Here is a 24,374-nt window from a genome sequence, read left to right as displayed (position 1 = left end):
TACGACAGTTTCAGCACTGTTCTGAAGGATAAGGATAAAGTATTCCCTGATGGCAGCACTTCACTTTGGAACAACGCTCAGCACGGAAGAGCGAGCGGAGAAGCAGCGCCTGATTGTCCGCGATGCGATCGCGCTTCTCAGCCTCTTCGCTATCACTGCAGTCCTTTTCACCCTTACCCTGCTGCTCTTTCGGTCGTTTTCTCAGCACCGGCAGAAACTGGGCGAGAGGTGGCGGATGCGGGGCGAGACGGCGTTGAACTCCGGCCACCCGGAGAACGCTATTGAGGCACTGCGCTCGGCGCTCGCCTATGCGCCGAGCAACCGCGGACTGCAGATTGAACTGGCCGAGGCGCTGGCAGCGAGCGGGCGCACGCAGGAGGCGCTGGCCTACTTCAACACGCTGCTCGAGTCAGAACCGGGCAACGGCATGATCAACCTGCAGTTGGCGAGGCTGGCCGCGCGGCAAGGAAGCACGAATGTCGCGCTTGAACATTATGAATCGGCCATGGACGGCACCTGGCAGGGAGACGGCTATGTTCGCAGGCGCGAGGTGCGCCTGGAGATGGCTCGCTACCTGATCGGACTGAAGCGCTATGATGAGGCGCGGTCGCAGCTGCTGGTGGCCGCGGGCAACGCCCCCGACGACGTAGCGGTGAAGCTGCAGATTGCTGATCTGCTGGAGCAGGCGCAATATCCCGCAGATGCCCTTGTCCTCTACCGCGGCATGCTCACCCGCCACCATGTGCGCCTCGCGGCGCTGCAGGGCGCGGCGAGGACGGCCTTCGAGCTTGGGCGCTTCATCGAGGCTAGAAGCTACCTGGAGCGGGCCATCACCAACCCTGACTTTGCCAAAGAGGCGGAATCTTCCCGGGACGCCAATCGCGAGATGCTGGCCGACTGTACACGCATCCTGGAACTCTACCCGTTGCCCAGCCTGCGAGTGAAAGAGCGCGCTACCCGCATCTCCTACAATGCAAAGACAGCTTTTGCGCGGTTGACGAGCTGTCTGGCACAAAACAACACGTCGGCTCCGTTGCAAGGGCTGGCGACGCAATGGCAGCAGACGCCGGCAACATCTACGATCAACGCGCTGGAGCGCGACCCACAGCTTGAACAAACCATGATGCAGCTCGTCTACGAAACCGAAAAAGTCACCAGCCAGTCTTGCGGCGCGCCCACAGGCGATGACGCACTGTTGTTGAAGATTGCGCAGGCCCCCGACCTGGTCGCGGCAGGGCCGGGAATGCTGGGGCCCCAATGAGCACGCCCGGAGTGCAGCCGCTCGAGTCGTCGCCATCCCCCAAGCCGCCTACCACGCTGGACCTGCACAAGATTGCGCCGACACGCGATGAGCGTCTTTTTCTCGTACTGGCGATCTTCATCGGGGTGCTGTCGGGCCTGCTGGTCGTTTCTTTCCGGGTAGCGATCGAGTGGATCAAGATTCTCACTCTCGGGTCAGCGCCACACCCGGGCCAGTACCGGCTTCTTTTTGTACCGGCCATCGCGGGAATTGTTGTAGCCGCGCTGGTGCAACTATTTTTCCCGGGAGCACGCGGCAGCGGGGTCAACCAGACCAAGGCTGCGCTCTATATCTACAACGGGTACATCTCGTTCAAGACAGTGATCGGGAAGTTCATCACTTCGTCCCTGGCGATCGGTTGCGGGCACTCCCTGGGGCCTGAGGACCCGTCGCTGCAGATTGGCGCCGGGGTCGCCTCAATAGTGGCCCGGCGGCTTAACCTCTCGCGCCAGCGCATGCGGCTGTTTGCCCCGATCGGCGCGGCTGCGGGCCTGGCGGCGGCGTTTAACGCTCCGATCTCGGCGATCCTGTTCGTTATTGAAGAAGTCATTGGCCAGTGGAGCGCGGCCGTGCTGGGCTCGATTGTGCTCTCCGCAATCTCAAGCGTGGTGGTGGCGCGATGGTTCTGGGGATCGGAGCCGATGTTCCGCATCCCGTCGGTGACGCTGCGTGACCCTCGGGAACTGATTGCCTACGCGGCGCTGGGTGTCGTCGGCGGCCTCTTCGCCCTTGTCTTCTCAAAGGCGCTCGGCTATCTGCGGCCGCGGCTGCGTACCCTGCCGCGCTGGACCCTCTATTGCCAGCCCGGAATTGCCGGGCTGATCGTGGGGGTAATCGGCTTTCTCGGGTTGCCGCAGGTGATGGGTCCGGGTTATGAGGTGATCGACCAGGCGATGCACGGGCAGTTCGCGTGGAAGCTGCTGCTGGCGCTCGCTGTCTTCAAGCTGCTGGCGACGACCATTTCGTTCTCAAGCGGGACCCCCGGTGGCATGTTCGCGCCGACTCTCTTTGTCGGGGCCATGCTGGGAGCGTCGATCGGCTCGTTTGAGAAGCTATTCTTTCCGCACTTCACCGGATCGGTCGGCTCTTATGCTCTGGTGGGCATGGGCGTGCTCTTTGCCGCATTTCTGCGCGCGCCGCTGACCTCTGTCTTCATGGTGCTTGAGGTGAGCGGAAATTACTCGATTGTCCTGCCGGTGATTCTGGCGAACACGATCGCCTACCTGCTGGCTCGCAGCCTGCAGCCGGTACCGATCTTCGAAGTCTTCACGCATCAGGACGGCCTCGATCTGCCCTCCATGGAGGAGCAGCGAGAAGAGATCATTGTCCATATTGAAGACGCTCTCCAGCCTGTGGATGTGCCGATTGTCCGCGGCAATCAGTCGATCGAAGATGTGGCGGCGCTGCTGGGAGAGTCGTCTTCCAGAGAGTTCCTGGTGCGGCTGTGGGACGGATCATGGTTTGCAATGACGGTGGAGGAACTGACCTCCGCCCGGGCAACGCTGGCCGGAAATACGCCCATGGAAAAGGCTGTGAAGTCGGACAGGACACCGGCACTGTTCCCCGATATGCCGCTCGACAGCGTGTTGCCCTATTTTCCGCGGTGGCCCCTGCTGCCAATTCAAAACAGGGCCAGCAGGGGTACGCTTGAAGGAGTGATCCGGCTGGAAGACGCGCTTACCTGTTATCGCAAACACTAATGCCTTGAAGTGGACGAGGCCGCTCTGCCGGAAGCGTCCACTTCCAAGCCTTCCCTTCCATGCCTTCTGCAGGCAAATTGCTCCTATGACAGAATTTTCATCTGTCCGCTAGACTAGGCGTAAAATTCACGTTCATACTTCCCATTGACCAAGGGCTGCGTCTATCAGTCAAGTAATCAATAAATTTATGTAATGGAGCACTTTTTTTGGCTTCCTGGACCGCGCCGGTCGAAAACGCAATTCTGACCCTGGAGCGACCTGCCGTCAGCGCACGCGACGCGGTTGCAACAGTTACCCTGCTGAGCCCGGTGGCTCTGCTCATCCACGGATATCACCCTTATGCCGATGATGCGGCCATCTATGTCGCGGGCATCAAGAAGATGGTGCATCCGGGGATGTACGGCAGTGACTCTGTCTTTATCACCACGCACACCAAGTTGTCGGTGTTTGCCCATCTCTTCGCGGGCGTGGTGCGATATCTTCACCTGCCGCTCGAGCCGCTGCTGTTCGCGGCATATATGGCTTCCTTGTTTGTGTTTCTGCTGGCGTGCTACACCCTGTCAACGAGGCTGTTTCAGAGTTCGCTGGGCCGATGGGGCGCGACTCTGGCGGCCTGCACCTGCATGACGATGCCGGTGGCCGGCACAGCGCTGTCGCTGATGGACCCCTACCTGACGGCGCGCTCCTTTTCGACCCCCTTTTCCGTCTTTGCCCTCGTAGCTGTGATCGACAGGTCGTGGAAGCGGACAGTGCTATGGCTGGCGCTGACGGCGGCGATGCACCCGCTGATGGCGATCTATGCGGGCGCCTTCCTGCTGACCTTCCACTGGATCGACACCGGCCGCCTGCGGACGCTGGCGGGCGCCTGTCTCGCGGCGTTTGTGGCCTCGGGCGCCATCTTTGTCCTCACTCTGCACGCGAGCTATCCCGACGGCTATCGCGAGGCGGCGCTGAGCCGCAGCTACTTCTTCCTTTCGCAGTGGCAGTGGTTTGAGATTTCTGGCCTGGTGCTGCCGCTGGTGCTGATGGGGTTTGCCCTGCGCCTTGCCTCGAAGCCGATCCGGGACCTTTGCCTGGCGTGCATTGTGGTGGGCGGCGTGACGGTGGCGATCTGCACCTGCTTTGTCCACACGAATGGAAGCCTACTGCTGGCCCGGGTGCAACTGCTTCGCAACTACCAGATGATCTACCTGGCGGGGCTGCTGATGCTGGGTGGCTACCTGGCCTACGTTGCCGGGGAGCGCAACCGGTGGAGCATGGCCGTCCTCTTCACCGGGCTCGCGGTGCTGATGTTTGCGGTCCAGATGCGAACCTATCCTGCGTCGCGGCACGTGGAGTGGCCCGGAGCACACCCGCAGAACCGGTGGAAACAGGCCTTCCTGTGGATCCGCACCAATACCCCGAAAGACGCTTTTTTCGCCATCGATCCGGATTACACGGCATCGAGCGATGAAGACACCCAGGGATTCCGCGCGATTGCAGAGCGCGGGGTGCTTGCGGATCACCTGAAAGATGGCGGGGTGGCGGCAATCTTCCCTGCCCTTGCCCCTCAATGGAAGGCGCAGCGGGAGCTGGAATCAGGCATCGACCACTGGACGGACGCAGAACGCATTGCCCGGCTGAGGCCGGCGGGCGTCACGTGGGTGCTGCTGGCTGCGAATACTCCTACCGGGCTTCACTGCCCGTATCGCAACTCCCGCGCGCAGGTCTGCGAGCTCAAATAGCCCCGGCAAGGGGAAATCGGAGCGCAAACTTGCATCCTCGCGGCATGCACTCTAACCTCAGGGTACTGGCAGCAAGCCACGACCTGACCCATGAGTCTTTATCAAAGATTAGCGCTCGGCTGCCTGCTTGTTATCGCATTGGTAACAGGACTCGGCCTACTTGTGCGCACATCCTTCGTGCAGTTGCGAGCCCTGGATGAGCGACAGCAGCGGGCGGATACGGCACTTGGATCGCTGGGCGCGGCGCAGGCCTCAGTGGCCCGCGAGGAGGTGCTCGCCGACCGGCTCGTAGCCGCCCCGTCGCGCTCGGGAATGCACGCGCTGGCCCTGCAAAGCGCTATCTCGCAACAGCGGCTAGACGAAGCGCGGGCAGTCCTCGGGTCGCTCCGCTCCGCACCATCAATCGACGCGGTCAGCCGGCAGCATGCAGAGCTGACGCTGCGCATGACAGGGATGCCGCTCGAAGCGCTGCAGAAGGAACTGGAGCAGATCGATCGCACGGTGGCGCATGCGCTGCGCGATGTGGCCAACCTGCGCTCCACAGAGAACGCGCAGATCGAGGCCTCCCGTGAGTCGCTGCGCGCGCGGCTGATCGCTGCCTCAGGAGCAAGCATCGTTACGGCAATCGCCATCTGCGCGGTGATGCTGCTGTTTGTGATCCTGCCGCTGCGCGGGGTGGCGATGGCTGCGCGGCGCATTGGGCAAGGCGATCTGCAACATCGGGTGGAGTGGCGCTCGGGAGACCACCTGGGAATCATCGCCTCTGAGATCAACCGCATGGCGGTGCGCCTGCGCGACCTGCGCGAAACCGAGTCCGGACGACGCCAGATGGAGCAGCAGCTGAGCGATGCAGTGCTGCAGTCGATCTTCGAGCCGATCATCGTGACCGACGCGAAAGGGCGGGTGCTGAAGCTGAACCAGGCGTCAACACAGCTGCTGGGAGAGGCCGCCACGGATCGCATGGCGCTGGCCAACACGCCGGGCGGCGAAAAGATCCTGGAGGCGGTGCGCGGCGCAGTCTCCATGCAACGCGCGCTCGCAGGCGAAGGCGAAGCCGCGCTGCTGCCCATGCGCATCGGCGATGCCGAGCGCAGCTACCGGCTGCGCACGACTCCCATGCGCGACGGCGATGGCAAGCTGCTCGGCGCGGTAACGGTGCTGGAAGACGTGACGGAGCTGCGCGATATTGACCGCTTCAAAACGCGATTTCTTTCGGTCGCCTCGCAGAAGCTGCGCGACCCACTCCAGCGGCTCCACCTGGCCATCTATGCGCTGGCGCGAGGTCACGCCGGCGAACTGCGCCCACTGCAGATGGACATCCTTGGCGGCGCGCAGCAGGAGACCGAGAATCTTGAAACCCTGATGTCGGACCTGATCGAAGTGGCAGAACTTGAGACAGGCCGACGCGACCTGAAGATTGAGCGGCTGCGCCCCCTGGATATCCTGGAGCGGGCAGCCCAGCGGGTGGACGATGAAGCAGCAACCCGCAAGATCGAGATCGAGATCAAGGCCTTTGCCGATCTATCGCTGGTGAGCGCCGATCGACGCGCGCTGCAGAGTGTCTTCGACAATCTGCTCGGCAATGCGCTTCGCTATACACCGCCGGGCGGGCAGATCAGGCTGGAGGCGATCGAGGCACAGGACCGCATCCAGTTCCAGGTGCGCGATACGGGTCGGGGCATCGAGGCCGAACGGCTGCCCTCGATCTTTGGCCGGTTTACAGGCGGCCCCGGAGATGGCACAGGGCTGGGACTCGCACTGGTGCGCAGGCTGGTCGAGTCGCTGGGCGGACAGGTCGCCGTCGAAAGCCGCCTGGGCCAGGGCACCACTTTCAGTTTCACACTGCCAATCGCCAGCGTCACTGCATCGCGGCGCCCAGTAGAAATAGGTTGATGGATACATGGCTGAGCTGACCAACCCGGTCGCGGCGCAACCCGAGCGCGCCCGATTACGTGTTTATCTCGGAGCTGCTCCAGGGGTCGGCAAGACCTACCGGATGCTCGAACAGGCGCATGCGCTGAAGGCGCAGGGCCTCGACATCGTGATTGGACTGGTTGAGCCGCATGGGCGCATGGACACCAAAGCGCTCATTGACGGACTGGAAGTCATTCCGGAAAAAGAGGTTAGCTATCGCTCCGTGGTGCTGCGCGAGATGGACATCGACGCAGTGCTGGCGCGGCATCCGCACACCGTGGTGGTGGATGAACTGGCCCACACGAACGTGCCGGGCTCCCGCCATCGCAAGCGCTATGAAGATGTGCTTGAGCTGCTGGATGCGGGCATCAACGTGATGACAGCGGTCAACATTCAGCATCTTGAGACGCTGAATGATGCCGTCTCCCGCGCGGCAAGCACGCAGATCCGTGAGACAGTTCCCGATGCCCTGATCCGGCGCGCCGATGAGGTCGTGAATGTCGACATCACGGTGGATGAGCTACGCACGAGGCTGCGCGCCGGCAAGATCTACGCACCTGAAAAGATAGAGCAGGCGCTGGCCAACTTCTTCCGCAAGGGCAATCTGAACATGCTGCGGGAACTTGCGCTGCGCACCACGGCAGAGCAGGTGGGCACAGCTGCCGCCGAGTATCGCCGCGTGCAGGGACTCGAGCAGGCGCCGGTGCCGGAAAAAGTGATGGTCTGCCTTTCATCGCGCCCGGGAACGGAGCGCCTGATCCGCACCGGCGCCCGCATTGCGGGCCGGCTCGCTACCAACTGGTACGCCGTCTATGTGGAGCCGCCGGGGAACGCGAACGGCCATAGCGACGCCGAAACCTATCAACGACTGGAAGAATACAGGCGGATGGCGCGGGAGCTTGGCGCGAAGGTAGTCGTGCTCAAAGGCAAGAATGTTTCCGATGAGCTGATCCGCTTTGCGAAGCAGGAGAGCATTTCGCATGTGGTCTTCGGCCAGTCCGCGCGTTCTCGATTCGATATCCTGCTGCGCGGGTCCATTCTGAATCGCTTTCTCGCGGAGATGCGGGAGACAACGGTGCAGGTGGTGCCGCTCGCCCGGGCGAAACGGGACTGAACCCGTTCCGCCACGAGGCTGCGCTTGCACGAATGCGGCGCTGCCGCTCATCCCATTGCCTCTTTGACTCCTATGCTGACCAGCCAGACATTCATCGGATAGGCAGTGGCAAAGCCCAACACCATCGCAATCTGCATCATGAACCAGAAGGCCGGCTCATTGGGCGTGAGGTGGGGCGAGGGAAAGAAGACGAAGAAGGTCAGAGCCATCCAGGCATACATGCCCACTTGAAATGCGACGATGGACAACGTATCCGCCTTGACGGCCGCAAAGAGTGCCTCGCCGCTGCTGAGCTTCTTCATCGGCTTGATGGAGAAATACTGGAAGACAATTCCGAGCAGCCATGCGGCAGCAAAATCTACCGCGTAGCTGGCCCAGAGGCTCAGGCCAAACAAGGTCAGACCGAGGGCGAAAGATCCTGACTCGGCGAAGATGTCGGCAATGGTGCAGCCGGCCCCGCAGTGCGAGGTCGAGATCGCATATTGATGCCACTGCGGTTTTCGTTTGCCGGTATCGGAGTTATGCAGCATCGCGCTGTTATGCTGCATCGCATCGCGGGCCATTCGGCGACCGTAGCGAAAGTAACCCCACAGGGCAAATACACTGAGGTAAAGCGCGGTTGCAGGCCAGACGATGTTCATGATCCACATGTGCTGTGGATGACGCAGTTCATCGAGGATAATGACAAGCGCGCACAAAAAAGCAATCGCCAGGGAGATCCAGGAGATAGTAATGAGCATCAGTACGCCTCTCACTAAGAGAGATGCAAAAAAAGAGCGCCTCCGGCTCAGGCTGCTTCGGCACCATCTTCCAATCGCCATCGTCTCTTTGCTGGCCGGGGCGGGGCTCTACGGCTCACTGCCCGGGCATGACTGGATTTCCAAGGTGAGCATGTCGAGCGCGTATGTATCGCTCGCGCTGATCGGGCTCACGCTGGCCGTCGGGCCGTGGCGGACGATCATGAAGCAGAAGATGCCGGTTTCGCAGGATCTTCGCCGCGACCTCGGCATATGGGCGGGAATCACGGGGCTGCTGCACACAGTAGTGGGAATCAATGTGCATCTGCGTGGACGGCCGTGGCTGTACTTCATCTATGAGCATCCGGAGCGCCATGCCTTTCCGCTGCGTCACGATCAGTTTGGATTTGCCAATGAATCGGGCCTTATTGCAAGCCTGCTGCTGGCGATGCTGCTGGCCACCTCCAACGACTGGAGCCTGCGTCGGCTGGGAACGCCGGGCTGGAAGAAGCTGCAGCGATGGAGCTATGGGATGTTTGCGCTGGTGGTGCTGCACGGTATTCTTTTTCAGTTGGTTGAGAAACAGAGGCTGCCGCTGGTTCTGACGTTTGCGATACTGGCCGGTTGCACTCTCGTGCTCCAGGGCGCAGGATATCTGCGACGCAGGAGAAGTTTCCGGGGCTAAACAACATCCCACAAAGGACTTGCATCGCACCACCAGCATAAGCGGGACAGCTTGCACAATAAACTAAAGTGCCGCAGTGCGGCCAGCACCACCTCCACGGAATGACAGAGACAGAGACCAAGAAGAAGACAAACAACGCCTGGGGCGAGCGCATCAGCGCCCTGAGGAACATGCCGCCTGTCCTGAAGATCCTGTGGAACTCAGGCAAGGCGGTCGTTACCTGGGGCATGATTCTGCGCGTGCTGGTTGCTTTTGGCCCGGTGGCTGGAGCGAAGGTCGCTGCCTGGATCATCCAGAGCATCCAGGAGGTCTACAACCACCAGCCGCTTCGACCGCATTTCTGGTGGATGGTGGGGCTGGAAGCGGCGATTGCCATAACCACCGGCATTCTGCTGCGGCTGATCGACTACTTCGACTCGCTGATCTCGGATCGCTACACGCACTATGTGAGCATTCGCGTGATGCGGCAGGCTGCGCAGCTGGACCTGACCACCTACGAAAACCCTGAGTTCTATGATCGACTGGAACGGGCGAGGGTGCAGGCGACCGACCGGCTGGCGATGATTCAGGCGATGGGCCGGCTCTTCCAGCAGGTCGTCACCACGATTATCTTTACCGCGGTACTGCTTCGCTACTCACCGCTGCTGGTGCTGTTGCTGCTGGTTGGGGTGCTTCCCTCGTTTCTGGGTGAGACCCACTTCGCCTTCCTGGGCTACGCAAAGAACTTCCGTCAGACACCGGCCAAGCGCCTGATGGACTACCTGCGCCAGGTGGGCGGCAGCAAGGAAGCCGCCAAGGAGCTGAAGCTTTTCAACCTCAGCGAATATCTGACGGAGCGCTTCTCGAAGCTCTCCAAGGAGATTTACGACGAGAACGTTGCGCTCTCCTCGCGCAAGGTCTTCTGGGGCGGGCTGCTGTCGATCATCGGCACCGGCGGCTACTATGGCTCGTACGCCTTTGTGATCTGGCGCGCGATCCATGGCGCGTATGACATCGGCACCTTCTACTTCATTACCAACTCGATCATGCAGGCCAGCTCCTATCTGCAGCAGGTCTTCTCGACTGCTTCAGGAATTGCCGATCAGGCGCTCTTTCTCACCGACCTGATCGCTTTCTTTGACATGAAGCCGACCGTGCAATCGAAGCCGAATGCGCTGCCCGCGCCGCGTCCCATCAAGCGTGGCTTCGAGTTCCGCAATGTGTCTTTCGCCTACCCCGGCACAGAGCGCCGCATTCTCAAGAACTTCAACTTCACCCTGTCGCCAGGGGAACGGATTGCGCTGATCGGCGAAAACGGGCAGGGCAAGACTACGGTGGTCAAGCTCATCACGCGCCTGTATGACCCGACGGAAGGACAGATTCTGCTCGACGGTGTTGACCTGAGGGAGTATTCTCTCGACGATCTTCACCAGGAAATGGGCGTGATCTTTCAGGATTTTATGCGCTATGAAATGACGGCCCGCGAGAATATTGCCGTGGGACGCGTTGAGATTCCTCATACAGAGGACGAAATCATCACGGCGGCGGAGAAGAGCCTGGCTGCCGAGGTGGTGAAAAAACTGCACGGTGGCTATGACCAGATGCTGGGACGCCGCTTTGAAACGGGAGTTGACCTCTCGGGAGGCGAGTGGCAGCGCATTGCGCTGGCCCGCGCTTATCTTCGTGACGCGCAACTGCTCATACTCGACGAACCGACAGCAGCGCTGGATGCGAAGAGCGAGCTGGAGGTCTTTGAACGTTTTGCCGAGCTCACTACCGGCAAGATGGCGCTGCTGATTTCGCATCGCTTCTCAACGGTGCGCATGGCAGACCGTATTGTCGTGCTGGCCGGTGGCCAGCTTGTCGAGGAGGGTGACCACAAGCAACTGATGGCACTCAATGGCCGCTATGCGGAGATGTTTGAAATGCAGGCCGCAAGCTATCGCTGATTTTATTTTTGGAGCACATGACAGATTCCGCAACCATCCCCCAACTTCCCGCACCAGAACTCGAGCTGCGCGCCCACGCACGGGCCACGGCACTGCAGTGGCATGTCGCCCATCGTCCACAGGGATCTTCGCCCTTCCTGGCGCGCACGCAGGCTGCGCGTGCCGCTGTAGACAAGCTCTACAGTGACCTCGACGCCATTCCATTCGACCCTTCCAAGGGACCCGATCCGCTGCTTGAGATACGCGAGAACCCTCGCCTGCTGCGATCGGTCGTGATCGGAATCATGGCTTCGCGCAAGAATATGTTGAAGCTGCCGCGGGTGGTCGACCCGACGCAGGGCGACCAGCCAAGAGCCGTCGCCTTGAGCGCAGCTTATTGTGAGGCGGCCCATTCTGTTTGGGATTATCGCGCGATTCGCATGTATGTCGATGAGGTACAGAAGGTCGATCCGCTCGAGCTGGAAGAGCTGTGGGCGCTGCCTCTCTACTTCAAGTTTTCTCTGCTGGAACTGATTCTCGCGCAGGCGCGCGCGCGGCTCGACTCGCCCGGCGCGGCCGAAACAGGGCCGCCCGGCCTGCTGTCTGCGCGCATCAAGAGCCTCCGTGACATCGGCCACACTGACTGGCTCTCTCTCGCCGAGCCACTGATTATCTTCGACACTTATCTCCAGCAGGATCCGGCGAACACCTATTCGAAGATGGATTTCGATAGCCGCGAAGGCTACCGCAAGAAGATAGCTGAGACAGCGCTGCACTCCGAACGCACCGAAGAAGAGGTTGCTGCTGAAGTGTTGAAGCTGGCCCAGCAGGGGCAGCAGAATCAGATCACCGACCCGCGCGTCTACCTGAAGCGCGCCCATGTCGGCTACTACATCGTCGACAAGGGATTCGATCAGCTTGCGCGCCAGGTAGGCTATCATCCGCGCCTGATCGATCGTATCCGCATGACGTTCAGTCACAACGCGGACGACTTCTTCATCGGCGGCATTGAGATTCTGAGCGTGCTGTTCATCGCCATCATTCTGCTGCCGCTGGTGCCGAACTATCCCATCTTCGGCGGACTCACCTGGGCATTCTTCCTGCTGCTGCTACCGGCGACCCAGGGCGCAGTGGATTTGATCAACAACACGGTCACTTCGATCTTCAAAGCGCGTGCACTGCCCAAGCTCGACTTCAGCAAGGGCATTCCGCGTGAGTTCACGACGCTGGTAGCCGTTCCCACTCTGCTGATGAATGAAAAGCAGGTGCGCGAGCTGGTGCGTGAACTCGAGATGCGCTATCTGTCGAATCCTGATCCGAACCTGCATTTTGCCCTGCTGACGGACCTGCCCGACTCCGTCACGCGCCCGCGCGAAAACGATACCGATCCGATGGTCGATCTCGCTCTTGAACTCATCAACGGACTCAACGCGGAGTACTCTTCCTCGAAGGCCGGCTGCTTTTTCCTGCTGCATCGCCGCCGCATCTTCAATGCGCGGCAGGGCGTGTGGATGGGCTGGGAGCGCAAACGCGGCAAACTGCTCGATCTGAATAAGTATCTGGAGGGGATCTTTGATGCCTTTCCTGTAAAGGCGGGCGACCTGGAGGTTCTCCACTCCGTTCGCTACATCATCACGCTCGACTCCGATACGCAGCTGCCTCGCGGAACGGCGCAGAATATGGTCGGGACGATGGCGCATCCGCTCAACCGCGCCATCATCGACCCGGAGCGCCGCATTGTTACCGAGGGTTATGGAATCCTGCAGCCGCGCGTCGGGGTGAGCGTGCAATCTGCATCGCGGTCGCGGCTTGCGTCGATTTATTCAGGACAGACGGGCTTCGACATTTACACGCGCGCGATCTCAGATGTCTATCAGGATCTGTATGGCGAGGGCATCTTTACCGGCAAGGGCATCTACGAAGTTTCCACGCTGCACGCAGTGCTCGATCGCCGTTTCCCGCGCAACTCCCTGCTGAGCCACGATTTGATCGAGGGCGCCTATTCGCGCGCCGGACTCGTCACCGACATCGAGGTGATTGACGATTATCCCTCTCACTACAGCGCCTATACACGTCGCAAACATCGCTGGGTGCGCGGCGACTGGCAGATTGCCCAGTGGCTGCTTTCGCGTGTGCCCGATGAATCAGGGCGCTACGTGCGCAATCCGATTTCGACGATTTCCCGATGGAAGATCTTCGATAATCTTCGCCGGTCGCTGGTCAATCCTCTCACGTTTACGCTGCTGATTGCCGGATGGCTCGGGCTCCCCGGCGGCGCGCTCTACTGGACGGCGGTCACGCTGCTGCTCATGTTTATTCCCACGCTGGTGCAACTGGTATTCAGCATGGGACACGCCTTCACTACAGAGCAGGAGGGTGCGGTTGGCGAGGCGTTCAGCGGCTTCCTGCAATCGGTCTTCGTCACGCTGCTGAACCTGGTCTTTCTGCCTCACGAGACGCTGCTCTCTCTCGACGCCATCATTCGCTCGCTGGTTCGCAGGTTCATCACCGGGCAGCGCCTGCTGGAGTGGGAGACGGCCGCTGAAGCCGAATCGAACAAGGCGCGCCGCACTCCGGTCGACCGCTATCTGGCCGCATCTCCCGCAGTCGCGCTGCTGATAGCCGCGCTCATCTTTGCCTTCAACACGGAGGCCATCCTGGTGGCCGCGCCTGTGCTGCTGCTCTGGGGATTTGCGAGCGCGATTACGGTGTGGCTGAACAATCCCCCCCGCGAGCAGAAACAGCGCCTCAGCAGAGAGGAAGATCGCTTCCTGCGCCAGCATGCACTGCGGATATGGCGCTACTTCTATGAATTCGGCGGCGAACGGCACAACTTCCTTATCCCGGATAACGTCGAGGAAGAGGGCCTCTTTGAGGCAGCCCGCGTCTCGCCAACCAATCTCGGATTGCTGCTCAATGCGCGGCAGGCCGCCTGCGAATTTGGCTTTATCACGGTGCCGGAGTTTGCGCATCTTTCGCAGGCAAGCCTTACTACGTTTGGCAGGCTGCAGATGTATCGCGGCCACCTGCTGAACTGGTACAACACGCAGACACTTGAGCCGCTGATGCCTGCTACCGTCTCCTCGGTCGATAGCGGAAATCTGGCAGCATCGCTCTACACCTTGCGGACGGGAGCGGCCTCGCTGCTGCGTAAGCCCCTGCTCGATCACCAATCGTTCGAAGGTCTGACGGAAGTGTGGGAGATGCTGAAGCAGCAACAGGGCGCGCCTGCGGAACTAAGCCGCATGCAACTGCCGAAAGCGACCGCTTCACTCGAAGACTGGCTCACCTGGGTGATGAATGCCGAGCTCTCAGCAACCTTCGCTGCAGTGACCCAATCTGCTTCGCTGCAGGGGGAGGCAGCATGGTGGACAAGTGAGCTTCGCACGCGCATCGATGCAATTCTCACGCTGGTCCGCAACTACCTGCCGTGGATGCTGCCGGAGTTTGCACCACTGCGCGCCATGGCCCAGCTGGCCCTGAAGGACGCGACGCTTCCTTCGCTCGAAGACACACCCGCGTTCATCAACCAGCTCGAACAGCGGCTGGCGAGAACCTGGGCGACACTCAATTCGTCGCCTGAGGGAAGCTCGAAGGATATTGTTCTGGGTGAGCAGCTGCGCGGCGCTCTGATCACCGCTCGGGAGCAGGTGGAAAAGCTTGCCTCGCAGATTCACGCTGTTTCCGATGAGGCATTTCGCCTGGCGACAGAGATGGATTTCGCCTTCCTGGTGCTCGAAGGGCGACAGATGCTCTCGATCGGCTATGAACTCGGCCCCCAGAAGCTGCACGACGCCGCCTACGACATGATTTCTTCCGAGGCGCGCATTGCTGCGTTCATCGCCATTGCCAAGGGCGAGATGCCCCAGGCCGGCTGGTTCAAGATGGGCCGCACGCATACGATCGCATTCGGCATACCCGTGCTGCTCTCCTGGACGGCGACCATGTTCGAGTACCTGATGCCTTCGTTGTGGATGCGCAGCTACCCGGATACGCTGATGTCGCGAACCCTTACGGGCGTTGTGCAGATCCAGCGGGCATTCGCACGACAGTACAAAATTCCGTGGGGCATCTCCGAGTCCGGATATGCGCAGAAGGACGATGCCGGCCACTATCACTACCAGGCGTTTGGAATTCCGCAGATTGCGCTCAAATGGGATGCTGTTGCCGGGCCCGTCATTTCGCCTTATTCGACCTTCCTGGCGCTCGGCGTCGATTCGGTGGAGGCACTCAAGAACCTGCGCCGGATGGCATCGGCAGGATGGATCGGCGCCTACGGCTTCTATGAGGCGATCGACTATTCGCAATCGACACAGCAGCCGGGCCTTGTCAGGGAGTGGATGGCGCACCACCAGGGCATGGCGCTGATGGCGATTCTGAACCTGCTCAACAACGATGTGGTGAAGGATTGGTTTGAGGCGAATTCCCATCTGCAGGCGACTTCCCTGCTGCTCCACGAGAAGCCGATGCGCGAGGCGGCGATCCGGGCGGACTATAACCAGTTCACCGCAAAGAAGACGGCCTGACTGTTTTGGCCGGGGCTCCGGGGAATGCGCTGATAAACTAATAATTACCCATGTTCGAGAATCTTTCAGATAAGCTGCAGCGCGCCTTCAAGAGTCTTCGCGGTCAAGGCACGATCACAGAAGAGAATATCGGCGAGGCGCTGCGCGAGATCCGCGTTGCGCTGCTTGAGGCCGACGTTAACCTCAATGTGGTCAAGGACCTGATTGACCACATCCGCGCCCGGGCTGTGGGGCAGGAAGTGATGACTGCACTTTCGCCCACCGAGCAGGTCATCAAGATCGTTCGCGATGAACTGATTGCGTTGCTTGGCAAGGACACGGCTCGCTTCAAGTTTGCCTCTCAGCCCCCGACGGTCATCCTGATGGCCGGCCTGCAGGGCTCCGGTAAGACGACAACCTCCGGCAAGCTGGCAGCATGGCTGCAAAAGGGCGGCCACCGTCCGATGCTGGTCTCGGTGGACGTCTATCGGCCCGCGGCCCGCGAGCAGCTGAAGATTGTCGCCAAGTCCATCAAGGCCAACCTCTACGAGGGCGATCTGAAGGGCGAGACCGCAGGCACTGCACTGGTGGAGCGGCTTGCCAAAGAGGCGCGGCGCGAGGCGATTATCACCGGCTGCGATACGCTCATCGTGGACACGGCAGGTCGGCTGCACATCGATGAAGATCTGATGGACGAGATGCAGCGGCTCAAAGCGCTGCTCAACCCGCAGGAGATTCTCTTCATCGCGGACGCAATGACCGGCCAGGACGCGGTGCGCTCCGCCGATGAGTTCCACAAGCGCTTTTCGCTCACAGGGATTGTGCTGACGAAGATGGACGGCGATGCGCGCGGCGGTGCGGCACTCTCGATCCGCCATGTGACGGGCCAGCCAGTGAAGTTTATCGGCATGGGCGAAAAGCCCGATGCCTTTGAGCCTTTTCATCCCGACCGCATTGTGAGCCGTATTCTCGGCATGGGCGACATCATGACGCTCATCGAAAAGGCCGAGGAGAAGCTGGACCGCAAGAAGTCAGAAGACTTCGCCAAAAAAGCATTGAGCGGCGACGGCTTTTCGCTGGAGGACTTCCGCGATCAGCTTCGCCAGATCAAGAAGCTCGGCTCACTGCAGAGCATCATGAAGATGCTTCCTTCGGTCGGCCCCTTCCAGGGGATTCAGCAGATGGCCGACCAGGTGGACGAGTCGCAGTTCACACGCGTCGAGGCAATTATCAACTCGATGACGAAGAAAGAACGGGCTAACCACGAGATCATCTCCGGCTCACGGCGCAAGCGCATCGCGAATGGTTCAGGCACCAGCGTGCAGGAGGTTAACCAGCTCCTGCGTCAGTACGCGCAGATGCGCAAGATGTTCAAGAGCGCAGGCAAGGGCGGTATGCTGCAGCGTAAACTGATGGGTTCCCTCGGCGGCATGAAGGGCATGGGGCGCTAGGCAGGGATATCGGAAGACGGGGCAGGAGCCGGATATGAAGTCCGGACGCCCTTGATGGAAATGGAAGCAGTATGTTGATTCTTCAAGACCAACTCGACCAGATCACGACGAATACGCGGGAGCTTGTGCAGCCGGAGCGGCTGGAGACGAGCGATCGCGCCATCGCCGAACTTTTTGCGACTGGAATCGAAGATCAGATCCTGCCTGTTGGGGCCAAGGCGCCGGAGTTCAGCCTGCCCGATATTTCAGGAAGGCTGGTTCGGTCGAGCGACCTGCTCTCACTGGGTCCGCTGATTGTAAATTTCTTCCGCGGACGCTGGTGCGCCTATTGCATCACTGAACTGGAAGCATGGCGGGAGATGTACGCCACGGTGCGCGAGAGGAGCGCACTGGTCATCGGCGTCGCACCGCAGCTTGTTCGCCAGAACGACTTCACTGCAGGCCAACACTCGCTTCCCTTTCCGCTGCTTTCCGACAAAGGATGCTCCGTCGCTGAGCAGTTCGGGCTTGTCTACACGGTGCCGGAGTATTACCGGCAGTACATGCGCAGCGTGCTCGTGAATGTACCGTTTGTGAACGGCGATGAGAGCTGGAGGCTGCCGCTGCCCGCCACCTACCTGATCGCGCAGGACAGCACCGTGCTCTTCGCTGAGGCGCATGCGGACTTCAGGGTACGGCCTGAGCCCGGAGAAGTGCTGGCCGCACTTCCCCGGTAGGCTCGCTAGAAGTCTTCGTGGAAGGCTACTTCGCCCGCAACCGCAACCTGATAAGCGGAGACGCGGCGCTCGAAGAAATTCGTCAGCTCCTGTACATCCTGCAGTTCCATAAAGCCGAAGGGATTCTTTGAGTTGAAGACCGGCTTCATGCCGAGGCGTGCCAGGCGGGAATCCGCGACATATTCGAGATACTGCCGCATCTCGCGAATCGAAAGGCCGGCTACACCGCCCGAGAGCAGATCCTGCGCAAACTGGGTTTCGCAGTCGACTGCTTCGGTCAGCATCTCTACCACCTGCCGCTCCATCTCCGCGTCGAAGAGGTTCGGATGCTGGTTGCGGACGGTGTTCACCACTTCAAAGGCAAACTCGAGGTGCGCGCTCTCATCGCGAAAGACCCAGTTGGTGCCCGCAGCGAGGCCGTGCAGCAGCCCGCGTGAGCGCAGGAAGTACACATAGGCGAAGGCGGCAAAGAAGAAGAGCCCCTCGATAGCGCCCGCAAAGCAGATCAGGTTGAGCAGGAACTGACGCTGGTGCTCCGGCGTGCGCAACTCGTCGAGTTGCTGGATCGAGTCCATCCACTTCATGCAGAACTGCGCCTTCTTGGCAATGGAGGGGATATTCTCGACGGCTGAAAAAGCCGCCGCGCGTGCGTCGGGATCAGGCACGTAGTTGTCGAGCAGCGTCAGATAGAACTGCACATGGACGGCCTCTTCAAAGAGCTGGCGAGAGAGGTAGAGTCTCGCCTCAGGCGAGTTGATGTGCTTGTAGAGATTGAGGACGAGGTTGTTCGACACGATGGAGTCGCCCGTGGCAAAAAAAGCGACGAGGCGCTGAATGAGGTGGACCTCGGCAGGCGTGAGGCGCGAGCGCAGGTCAGCCAGATCGGTCGAGAAATCTACTTCCTCGACCGTCCATGTGTTCTTGATCCCATCCTTGAACATCTCGTAGAACACCGGGTACTTCATGGGCCGGAGCGTGAGCGAAAGGCCCGGATCGAGGATGGAAACTGGGGTCTGAACAGACATAAATTTTCTCCGAAAAACTCTCTACTGGCAGGCTTCACAGGAGCCTGGGTTTTCAAGCGAACAGGCGATTGCATCCGCGACCGGTACGGCGGCTTTCTGCACGGTGGTCTTGGCGATGCGGGTTGCAGGCCGCGAGCGCAGGTAATACGTCGTCTTCAGTCTGCGCTTCCATGCATACATGTACATGGAGCTGAGGCGACCGATGTTGGGCGACTCGGCGAAGAGATTCAACGACTGGCTCTGGTCGATCCAGACGGAGCGGTCTGCGCCCATGTCGATGATGGAGCGCATGGGAATCTCCCAGACGGTGCGATAGATGGCGCGCAAATCCTCAGGAAGCTCGTCAATGCCCTGCACAGACCCCTCGGCGAGCTTGATGCGATTGCGCACCTCCTCTTTCCAGAGGCCGCGCTCCTTCAGCTCTGTGACCAGATAACGGTTGACCTGAAGGAACTCACCCGAGAGGGTTTCGCGCTTGAAGAGATTCGACACCTGCGGCTCAATGCACTCGTAGCACCCGGCAATCGACGCAATAGTTGCGGTAGGAGCGATCGCGATCAGCAGCGAATTGCGCAGACCGTGCTTAGCGATGCGCTGCTTCAAGGCGTCCCACCGGGCCGGATCTTCGGGCGTTACGCCCCAGAGGTCGAACTGCAGCTTGCCCTGGGCTGCCCGCGTCTCCTGAAAGGCGGGATGCGGGCCGTTCTTCTCAGCGATTTCGCAGGAGGCCGACAGTGCTTCGTAGTAAATCTCCTCCTGGATTTTCGCGGAGAGCACTCGCGCTTCAGGCGAGTCGAAGGGCATCCGCAGCTGGAAGAAGACATCCTGCAGACCCATCAGCCCGAGGCCAACCGGCCGCCAGCGGTGGTTCGCATCCGATGCCTGGGTGACGGGATAGTAGTTGATGTCAATGACGCGGTCGAGCATGGGCACGGCCTCGCGCACGGTTGCGCGCAGCTTCTCGAAGTCGAAGCCCTGGGGAGTGACATGGCGGGCGAGATTCACCGATCCGAGGTTGCAGACCGCCGTCTCCGCCGATGAGGTCACCTCGGTGATCTCTGTGCAGAGGTTGGAGAGATGGACGACATTACCGGGCTGCCCGGTCTGATTGCACTTGGTGTTGGTAGCGTCCTTGAAGGTCATCCAGCCATTACCCGTTTCGGCCAGAGTGCGCATCATGCGCGCATAGAGATCGCGAGCCTTAATCTGCCGCTTGAAGATGCCCTGCGCTTCAGCCTGCTCGTAGGCGCGGTCGAACTCTTCGCCGAAGAGGTCGGTGAGATGAGGCACATCCTTCGGATCAAAGAGCGACCAGGCAGCATCCGCTTCCACGCGGCGCATGAAGAGGTCAGGAATCCAGTTTGCGAGGTTCAGGTTATAGGTGCGGCGGGCCTGATCGCCAGTGTTGTCCTTCATCTCAAGGAACTGCTCGATGTCATCGTGCCAGCTCTCGAGATAAACGCAGCAGGCGCCCTTGCGCTTGCCTCCCTGGTTCACAGCGGCGACTGAGGCATCGAGGGTGCGCAGCCACGGCACAATGCCATTCGAGAGGCCGTTCGTGGCCCTGATCAGCGAACCTTCAGAGCGCACGCGATGAAAGGCCAGGCCGATGCCGCCTGAGAACTTCGACAGCAGGGCTACCTGCTTGTAGGTGTCGTAGATCGAGTCCAGCGAATCCTTGGGGGAGTCGATGAGGTAGCAGGAAGACATCTGCGCATGCCTGGTGCCGGAGTTGAAGAGGGTCGGCGAGCTCGGCAGGTAGCTTAGCTCGGCCATGAGCCGGTAGAAGCTGATGGCGTCGCCGATGCTCTGGGCCAGTCCGCAGGCTACGCGCAGGAAGAAGTACTGCGGCGTCTCGACAACCTTGCGGGTGATGGGATGACGCAGCAGGTAGCGGTCATAGACGGTACGCAGGCCGAAGTACTCAAAGCGGTCGGAGAAGCTGTCGTCCACCGCCATGTTCAGCTTGCGGGCATTCGCGCGGACAAAGGCAGCGGTCGTCGCATTGATCAGCCCCTCACGCTCACCCGAGTCGATCGACTGCGAAAACGAATAAAGATTCTGACCGGCAACTTCCTTGAGGATCGTGGCGTGCAGCAGCCGCGCGGCGAGGCGCGAGTACTCCGGCTCCTCTGAGATCAGCGACGCCGCCGTCTGGATGGAGATGGAGTCAAGTTCGTTGGTGGTCGCGCCATCGTAGAGGCCGCCGATGGTGCGGCTGGCGACACGAATCGCATCGACATGGGGCAGGCCCGCGGAGCAGCGCTGCACGGCGCGAACAATCTTGTTTACATCCACCGGTTCAAGCGACCCGTTGCGCTTCCGCACATGCATTTGTGGGGCTGTTTCTGGCGGAGGAGGAAAATTCTCGACTACGTCGGCAAGCGTGGTCTGGAGAGCGGACATCGAGCGACCTTTCGGCCTCTCGCAGGCAGGGCGGGAAATGACCGCAAAAAAAATCGGCCACTGCCCAACCTCTCCCTCGGAGGCGCGGGTGGAGTTCCTTCATGGCAGGTCTTCGGGCTTGCAGGCTACCTATTGGCTCCAGCTTCCCAATCCTCAGGGGACCAGTGCTGTAAGTGGAGCGTTCGTTCCTGCTCACCGCTGCGGGGCAGCTCCGGATTTTCCACCGGATTCCCTCTTAACCCCGACCCCGAAGTTGAACTTCGCAGGCCGGGAACCGTGAAGTATTACTACCTTAGGCTGGATTCGCGTGAAAGGTCAACACAAGGGATTGTGGTAAATGTGGAAAAGCAGCACCAAAGTTTGGCCGGCCGCGGTCACTCGCCCAGCAGCATTCTCTGGGTGGAGATGGCCCGTCCGGTGGCGCCGTCACATTCGATGAGAGTTGCGGCCATCCGTGGGTCGCCCTTCGCCGCTTCGAACTTCGCTGGCATGCCGGTGAGAAAACGCTGCAGCACGTGTTCGCGCTCGACGCCGATGACGCTCTCATATGGGCCGCTCATGCCTACGTCCGTCTGGTATGCGGTTCCGTTGGGGAGCACGCGGTCGTCGGCGGTCGGGATGTGAGTATGGGTGCCGAGGACGGCGGTGACGCGACCGTCAAGATACCAGCCCATGGCCACCTTTTCTGAAGTCGCCTCGGCGTGGAAGTCGACCAGGATGACCTTTGCGGTGATCTTTTTCAGCAGCTCGTCCATGGTGCGGAAGGGATCGTCATTGGACGCCATGAAAACGCGGCCCTGCAGGTTGACGATGGCGTACTCCTGCCCGCTGGGCAGCACTCCCTGGTAGAAGCCATGGCCAGGCGTTCCGGCAACGTAGTTGGCCGGCCGGATGATGCGGCGCGGCCGCTCGTTGCTCTCTGGCGGAACAGACTGCATGTAGTCGATGATCTCGCGCTTATCCCAGACGTGATTGCCGGTGGTCAGCACCTGCGCGCCGAGGTCGAAGAGTTCTTCGGCGATCGCCGGGGTCACGCCGAACCCGCCGGCGGAGTTTTCCGCATTGATGACCACGAGATCGACGCTGCGCTGCTCGATGACATGGTGCAGATGCTCGCGGACAATGCGGCGGCCCGCGCTGCCGAAGACGTCTCCTACAAAAAGAATATGCAAATCAAAAGCTCCAGAATGGCCTTGTGCCGAATCTTCGATGCTAGCACGGCTCCGACCTCACTTCCTGCGCCGGGTGGAGTGGGTCCTGTGGTAGCGTGACTTATGGCTGCCAATACCCGTTTCGTGACCGCCATCCACGCGCTGGTGATTCTTGCGCTTGAGCCCGGTTCCCTCGCCACCTCAGACGACGTCGCCGATGCGCTGAAGACAAACCCGGTGGTGATAAGGCGAGTCTTCTCCCATCTTCGGCAGGCCGGCCTGATCGAGAGCCACAAAGGGCCGAACGGCGGTTCACGGCTGGCGCGACCTCCCAAGGAGATCACGCTTGCGGCCATCTATCGCGCCGTTGAGAGTGAGCCACTCCTGACCGCGACGCTGTCTTCTTCGGGCACCGGAAACAAGGCCGGGAACAAGCTGGCGGGGACGCTCGAAGAGGTTTTTCGCCGCACGCAGCGCGCGGTCGAAAAAGAACTGGAAGAAACGACGCTGAACGATCTGGCCAAGCGGATGGCCAGGAAAGCGAAATAGCCGGGCATCTCGATTCGCTGCGCTTCCCGTCCTACAGATGGGAGATATATTTTGCTAAAACCAGATTCTGTAGTGATGGTCACCGGAGCTTCCGGCGGCCTGGGGCGAGCTATTGCTCACGCCTTTGCCAGCAAGGGCTGCCGTATTGGACTCATCGCACGCAACCCGGAGGCGCTCGAAGCCACGAAGCGGGAGGTTGAACACCTCGGAGGTCAGGCTCTCGTGCTGCCCCTGGACGTGACCGACGCGCAGGCAATCGACGACGCCGCAACGAAGCTGGAAGAAACCTTCGGGCCAATCGATGTATGGGTCAACGACGCGATGACCTCCGTCTTCTCCCCCGTCAAGGAGATGAAGGCCGAGGAATACAAGCGGGTCACCGAAGTCTGCTATCTCGGTTATGTGTACGGCACCATGTCGGCGCTGCGCCGCATGCAGCCTCGCGACCGTGGAACAATTATCCAGATCGGCTCGGCGCTTGCGGTGCGGAGCATCCCACTGCAGTCCGCCTATTGCGCCTCGAAGCATGCCATCATCGGATTCACTGACTCGCTTCGCTGCGAACTGCACCACGACAAAAGCAACGTCAAGCTGACCGTTGTGCAGATGCCGGCGATGAACACAATGCAGTTCACGTGGGTCAAGAGCCGCCTGCCCAACAAACCGCAGCCGGTGCCCCCGATCTTCGAGCCTGAGGTGGCGGCGAAGGTTGTGCTGCACGCGGCTGAGGCGGCTTATCCCCGGCGCGAGTACTGGGTGGGAACGCCAACGGTCGAGGCTATCGTGGGACAGAAATTTATCCCGGGATTGCTCGACATTTATCTCGGCAAGACGGGATACAAGGCGCAGCAGCGTTCCACGCCCGACTCCGCCACACGCCCCAACAACCTGTGGGAGTTTGTGCCGGGTACGCACAGCGCGCGCGGCCCCTTCGACGACCGCTCGTGCTCGTGGAGTCCGCAGGTGGAAGCCAACATCAACCGCAAGTGGCTCGCGCTGGGAGCCGCCGCGCTGGCTGTCGGCTTTCTGGGCATAAGGAAGTTGGCATGAGGCGCGAGAGCAACACCAACGCCGCCATCGCCTGCTGCGGGGCAGCCCTTGCGTGCCTGGTGCCGGTGGCTCTGCATCAGACCGGTGTCCTCGGCCATTTGCCTGACCCACCGGGCGCGCTCTTTGATTCCGACAAGATAACCGGCTCCAAGGACGCGCATCCTTTGGGTATCCCCGACGGGCTGCTGGGTCTGGCGAGCTTTGGAACCACGATGGCGCTGCTGATTGCCACCCGCACGAGGAAGAAGCGTCCCCTGCTGCGCGCTGGCCTCAAAGCGAAGCTGGCCATCGACGCCAGCATGGCCAGCACAAACAGCGTCAAACAGGTGGTCAAGTTCCGGCGTCTCTGCTCGTGGTGCACAGGCACCGCGCTGGCTACGGCAGGGATGGTCTACTTTGCGCGGCGCGGCGCGAGGTAGCGGCCTGCTCGGGGAGCGCAT

The 24,374-nt window shown here is 60.7% G+C and carries 17 protein-coding genes and 1 riboswitch; of the genes, 13 read left to right on the top strand and 4 right to left on the bottom strand.

What is annotated here, in order from left to right:
• Nucleotides 1–49 precede the first annotated feature (49 nt).
• The 5 genes from C7378_RS03505 (at nucleotide 50) to C7378_RS03485 (ending at nucleotide 7,752) form a co-directional block, all read left to right on the top strand.
• Nucleotides 50–1,261 (top strand): tetratricopeptide repeat protein, encoded by a 1,212-nt coding sequence (locus C7378_RS03505; RefSeq protein ID WP_131991739.1) that lies wholly within the window; start codon nucleotides 50–52, stop codon nucleotides 1,259–1,261.
• The gene (locus tag C7378_RS03500; protein WP_131991736.1) at nucleotides 1,258–3,000 is read left to right on the top strand and encodes a chloride channel protein; all 1,743 of its coding nucleotides are present in this window, start codon (nucleotides 1,258–1,260) and stop codon (nucleotides 2,998–3,000) included. The genes C7378_RS03505 and C7378_RS03500 overlap by 4 nt, the downstream gene beginning before the upstream one ends.
• 206 nt (nucleotides 3,001–3,206) lie before the next feature.
• The gene (locus C7378_RS03495) at nucleotides 3,207–4,724 is read left to right on the top strand and encodes a DUF6798 domain-containing protein (RefSeq protein ID WP_131991733.1); all 1,518 of its coding nucleotides are present in this window, start codon (nucleotides 3,207–3,209) and stop codon (nucleotides 4,722–4,724) included.
• 162 nt (nucleotides 4,725–4,886) lie between these two features.
• Nucleotides 4,887–6,617 carry a sensor histidine kinase gene (locus tag C7378_RS03490; RefSeq protein WP_243648039.1) on the top strand — a complete coding sequence of 577 codons (1,731 nt, stop codon included), beginning with the start codon at nucleotides 4,887–4,889 and terminating at the stop codon, nucleotides 6,615–6,617.
• Nucleotides 6,618–6,624: 7 nt separating this feature from the next.
• Complete coding sequence (locus C7378_RS03485; RefSeq protein WP_131991727.1) at nucleotides 6,625–7,752, top strand: universal stress protein; 1,128 nt, start codon at nucleotides 6,625–6,627, stop codon at nucleotides 7,750–7,752.
• A gap of 47 nt (nucleotides 7,753–7,799) precedes the next feature.
• Here the strand turns inward: C7378_RS03485 and C7378_RS03480 are convergent, their stop codons facing one another.
• A complete protein-coding gene (locus C7378_RS03480) occupies nucleotides 7,800–8,492 on the bottom strand; it encodes a DUF4396 domain-containing protein (RefSeq protein WP_131991724.1) in 693 nt (230 codons plus the stop codon).
• Here C7378_RS03480 and C7378_RS03475 point away from each other — a divergent pair.
• The 5 genes from C7378_RS03475 (at nucleotide 8,485) to C7378_RS03455 (ending at nucleotide 17,753) form a co-directional block, all read left to right on the top strand.
• Nucleotides 8,485–9,174 carry a ferric reductase-like transmembrane domain-containing protein gene (locus tag C7378_RS03475; RefSeq protein WP_165876624.1) on the top strand — a complete coding sequence of 230 codons (690 nt, stop codon included), beginning with the start codon at nucleotides 8,485–8,487 and terminating at the stop codon, nucleotides 9,172–9,174. The genes C7378_RS03480 and C7378_RS03475 overlap by 8 nt on opposite strands.
• A gap of 101 nt (nucleotides 9,175–9,275) precedes the next feature.
• Nucleotides 9,276–11,102 (top strand): ABC transporter ATP-binding protein, encoded by a 1,827-nt coding sequence (locus tag C7378_RS03470; RefSeq protein WP_243648038.1) that lies wholly within the window; start codon nucleotides 9,276–9,278, stop codon nucleotides 11,100–11,102.
• 17 nt (nucleotides 11,103–11,119) lie between these two features.
• Entirely contained in the window at nucleotides 11,120–15,607 is a 4,488-nt protein-coding gene (locus C7378_RS03465) for a glucoamylase family protein (RefSeq protein WP_131991718.1), read from the top strand.
• A gap of 50 nt (nucleotides 15,608–15,657) precedes the next feature.
• Entirely contained in the window at nucleotides 15,658–17,037 is a 1,380-nt protein-coding gene (gene ffh / locus C7378_RS03460; protein WP_131991715.1) for a signal recognition particle protein, read from the top strand.
• Nucleotides 17,038–17,108: 71 nt separating this feature from the next.
• On the top strand, nucleotides 17,109–17,753 hold the full coding sequence (locus tag C7378_RS03455; RefSeq protein ID WP_131991712.1) for a peroxiredoxin-like family protein: 645 nt from the start codon (nucleotides 17,109–17,111) through the stop codon (nucleotides 17,751–17,753).
• A 5-nt stretch (nucleotides 17,754–17,758) separates the two neighbouring features.
• Here C7378_RS03455 and C7378_RS03450 read toward each other — a convergent pair whose 3' ends face one another.
• The 3 genes from C7378_RS03450 to C7378_RS03440 all read right to left on the bottom strand — a co-directional run bounded on the left by C7378_RS03450 (nucleotide 17,759) and on the right by C7378_RS03440 (nucleotide 22,356).
• Complete coding sequence (locus C7378_RS03450; protein WP_131991709.1) at nucleotides 17,759–18,778, bottom strand: ribonucleotide-diphosphate reductase subunit beta; 1,020 nt, start codon at nucleotides 18,776–18,778, stop codon at nucleotides 17,759–17,761.
• A 21-nt stretch (nucleotides 18,779–18,799) separates the two neighbouring features.
• On the bottom strand, nucleotides 18,800–21,184 hold the full coding sequence (locus C7378_RS03445) for a ribonucleoside-diphosphate reductase subunit alpha (RefSeq protein WP_131991706.1): 2,385 nt from the start codon (nucleotides 21,182–21,184) through the stop codon (nucleotides 18,800–18,802).
• 86 nt (nucleotides 21,185–21,270) lie between these two features.
• Nucleotides 21,271–21,478, bottom strand: a riboswitch (cobalamin riboswitch).
• Nucleotides 21,479–21,558: 80 nt separating this feature from the next.
• On the bottom strand, nucleotides 21,559–22,356 hold the full coding sequence (locus C7378_RS03440; protein WP_131991703.1) for a TIGR00282 family metallophosphoesterase: 798 nt from the start codon (nucleotides 22,354–22,356) through the stop codon (nucleotides 21,559–21,561).
• Between the two features lie 102 nt (nucleotides 22,357–22,458).
• On the opposite strand from C7378_RS03440, the gene C7378_RS03435 reads away from it, so the two are divergent.
• Genes C7378_RS03435 through C7378_RS03425 form a run of 3 tightly spaced genes read left to right on the top strand, consistent with a single transcriptional unit; the run spans nucleotide 22,459 to nucleotide 24,353 of the window.
• Nucleotides 22,459–22,884, top strand: coding sequence for an Rrf2 family transcriptional regulator (locus C7378_RS03435; RefSeq protein ID WP_131991701.1), 426 nt, complete (start codon nucleotides 22,459–22,461; stop codon nucleotides 22,882–22,884).
• 51 nt (nucleotides 22,885–22,935) lie between these two features.
• Nucleotides 22,936–23,934 carry an SDR family oxidoreductase gene (locus C7378_RS03430; protein ID WP_243648037.1) on the top strand — a complete coding sequence of 333 codons (999 nt, stop codon included), beginning with the start codon at nucleotides 22,936–22,938 and terminating at the stop codon, nucleotides 23,932–23,934.
• Nucleotides 23,931–24,353, top strand: coding sequence for a vitamin K epoxide reductase family protein (locus tag C7378_RS03425; RefSeq protein WP_131991698.1), 423 nt, complete (start codon nucleotides 23,931–23,933; stop codon nucleotides 24,351–24,353). The genes C7378_RS03430 and C7378_RS03425 overlap by 4 nt, the downstream gene beginning before the upstream one ends.
• Nucleotides 24,354–24,374 lie beyond the last annotated feature (21 nt).

The organism is Acidipila rosea (assembly GCF_004339725.1).
Classification (GTDB): Bacteria; Acidobacteriota; Terriglobia; order Terriglobales; family Acidobacteriaceae; genus Acidipila; species Acidipila rosea.
Note: the sequence above shows the minus strand (reverse complement) of the source record. Positions and strands in the feature narration are given on the sequence as shown.

Bases quoted from the DNA above. Each gene is read 5' to 3' on its own strand.
- C7378_RS03505 (WP_131991739.1), top strand. From the start codon at position 50: ATGGCAGCACTTCACTTTGGAACAACGCTCAGCACGGAAGAGCGAGCG.
- C7378_RS03500 (WP_131991736.1), top strand. From the start codon at position 1,258: ATGAGCACGCCCGGAGTGCAGCCGCTCGAGTCGTCGCCATCCCCCAAG.
- C7378_RS03485 (WP_131991727.1), top strand. From the start codon at position 6,625: ATGGCTGAGCTGACCAACCCGGTCGCGGCGCAACCCGAGCGCGCCCGA.
- C7378_RS03475 (WP_165876624.1), top strand. From the start codon at position 8,485: ATGAGCATCAGTACGCCTCTCACTAAGAGAGATGCAAAAAAAGAGCGC.
- C7378_RS03480 (WP_131991724.1), bottom strand. From the start codon at position 8,492: ATGCTCATTACTATCTCCTGGATCTCCCTGGCGATTGCTTTTTTGTGC.
- C7378_RS03470 (WP_243648038.1), top strand. From the start codon at position 9,276: ATGACAGAGACAGAGACCAAGAAGAAGACAAACAACGCCTGGGGCGAG.
- C7378_RS03465 (WP_131991718.1), top strand. From the start codon at position 11,120: ATGACAGATTCCGCAACCATCCCCCAACTTCCCGCACCAGAACTCGAG.
- ffh (WP_131991715.1), top strand. From the start codon at position 15,658: ATGTTCGAGAATCTTTCAGATAAGCTGCAGCGCGCCTTCAAGAGTCTT.
- C7378_RS03455 (WP_131991712.1), top strand. From the start codon at position 17,109: ATGTTGATTCTTCAAGACCAACTCGACCAGATCACGACGAATACGCGG.
- C7378_RS03450 (WP_131991709.1), bottom strand. From the start codon at position 18,778: ATGTCTGTTCAGACCCCAGTTTCCATCCTCGATCCGGGCCTTTCGCTC.
- C7378_RS03445 (WP_131991706.1), bottom strand. From the start codon at position 21,184: ATGTCCGCTCTCCAGACCACGCTTGCCGACGTAGTCGAGAATTTTCCT.
- C7378_RS03435 (WP_131991701.1), top strand. From the start codon at position 22,459: ATGGCTGCCAATACCCGTTTCGTGACCGCCATCCACGCGCTGGTGATT.
- C7378_RS03425 (WP_131991698.1), top strand. From the start codon at position 23,931: ATGAGGCGCGAGAGCAACACCAACGCCGCCATCGCCTGCTGCGGGGCA.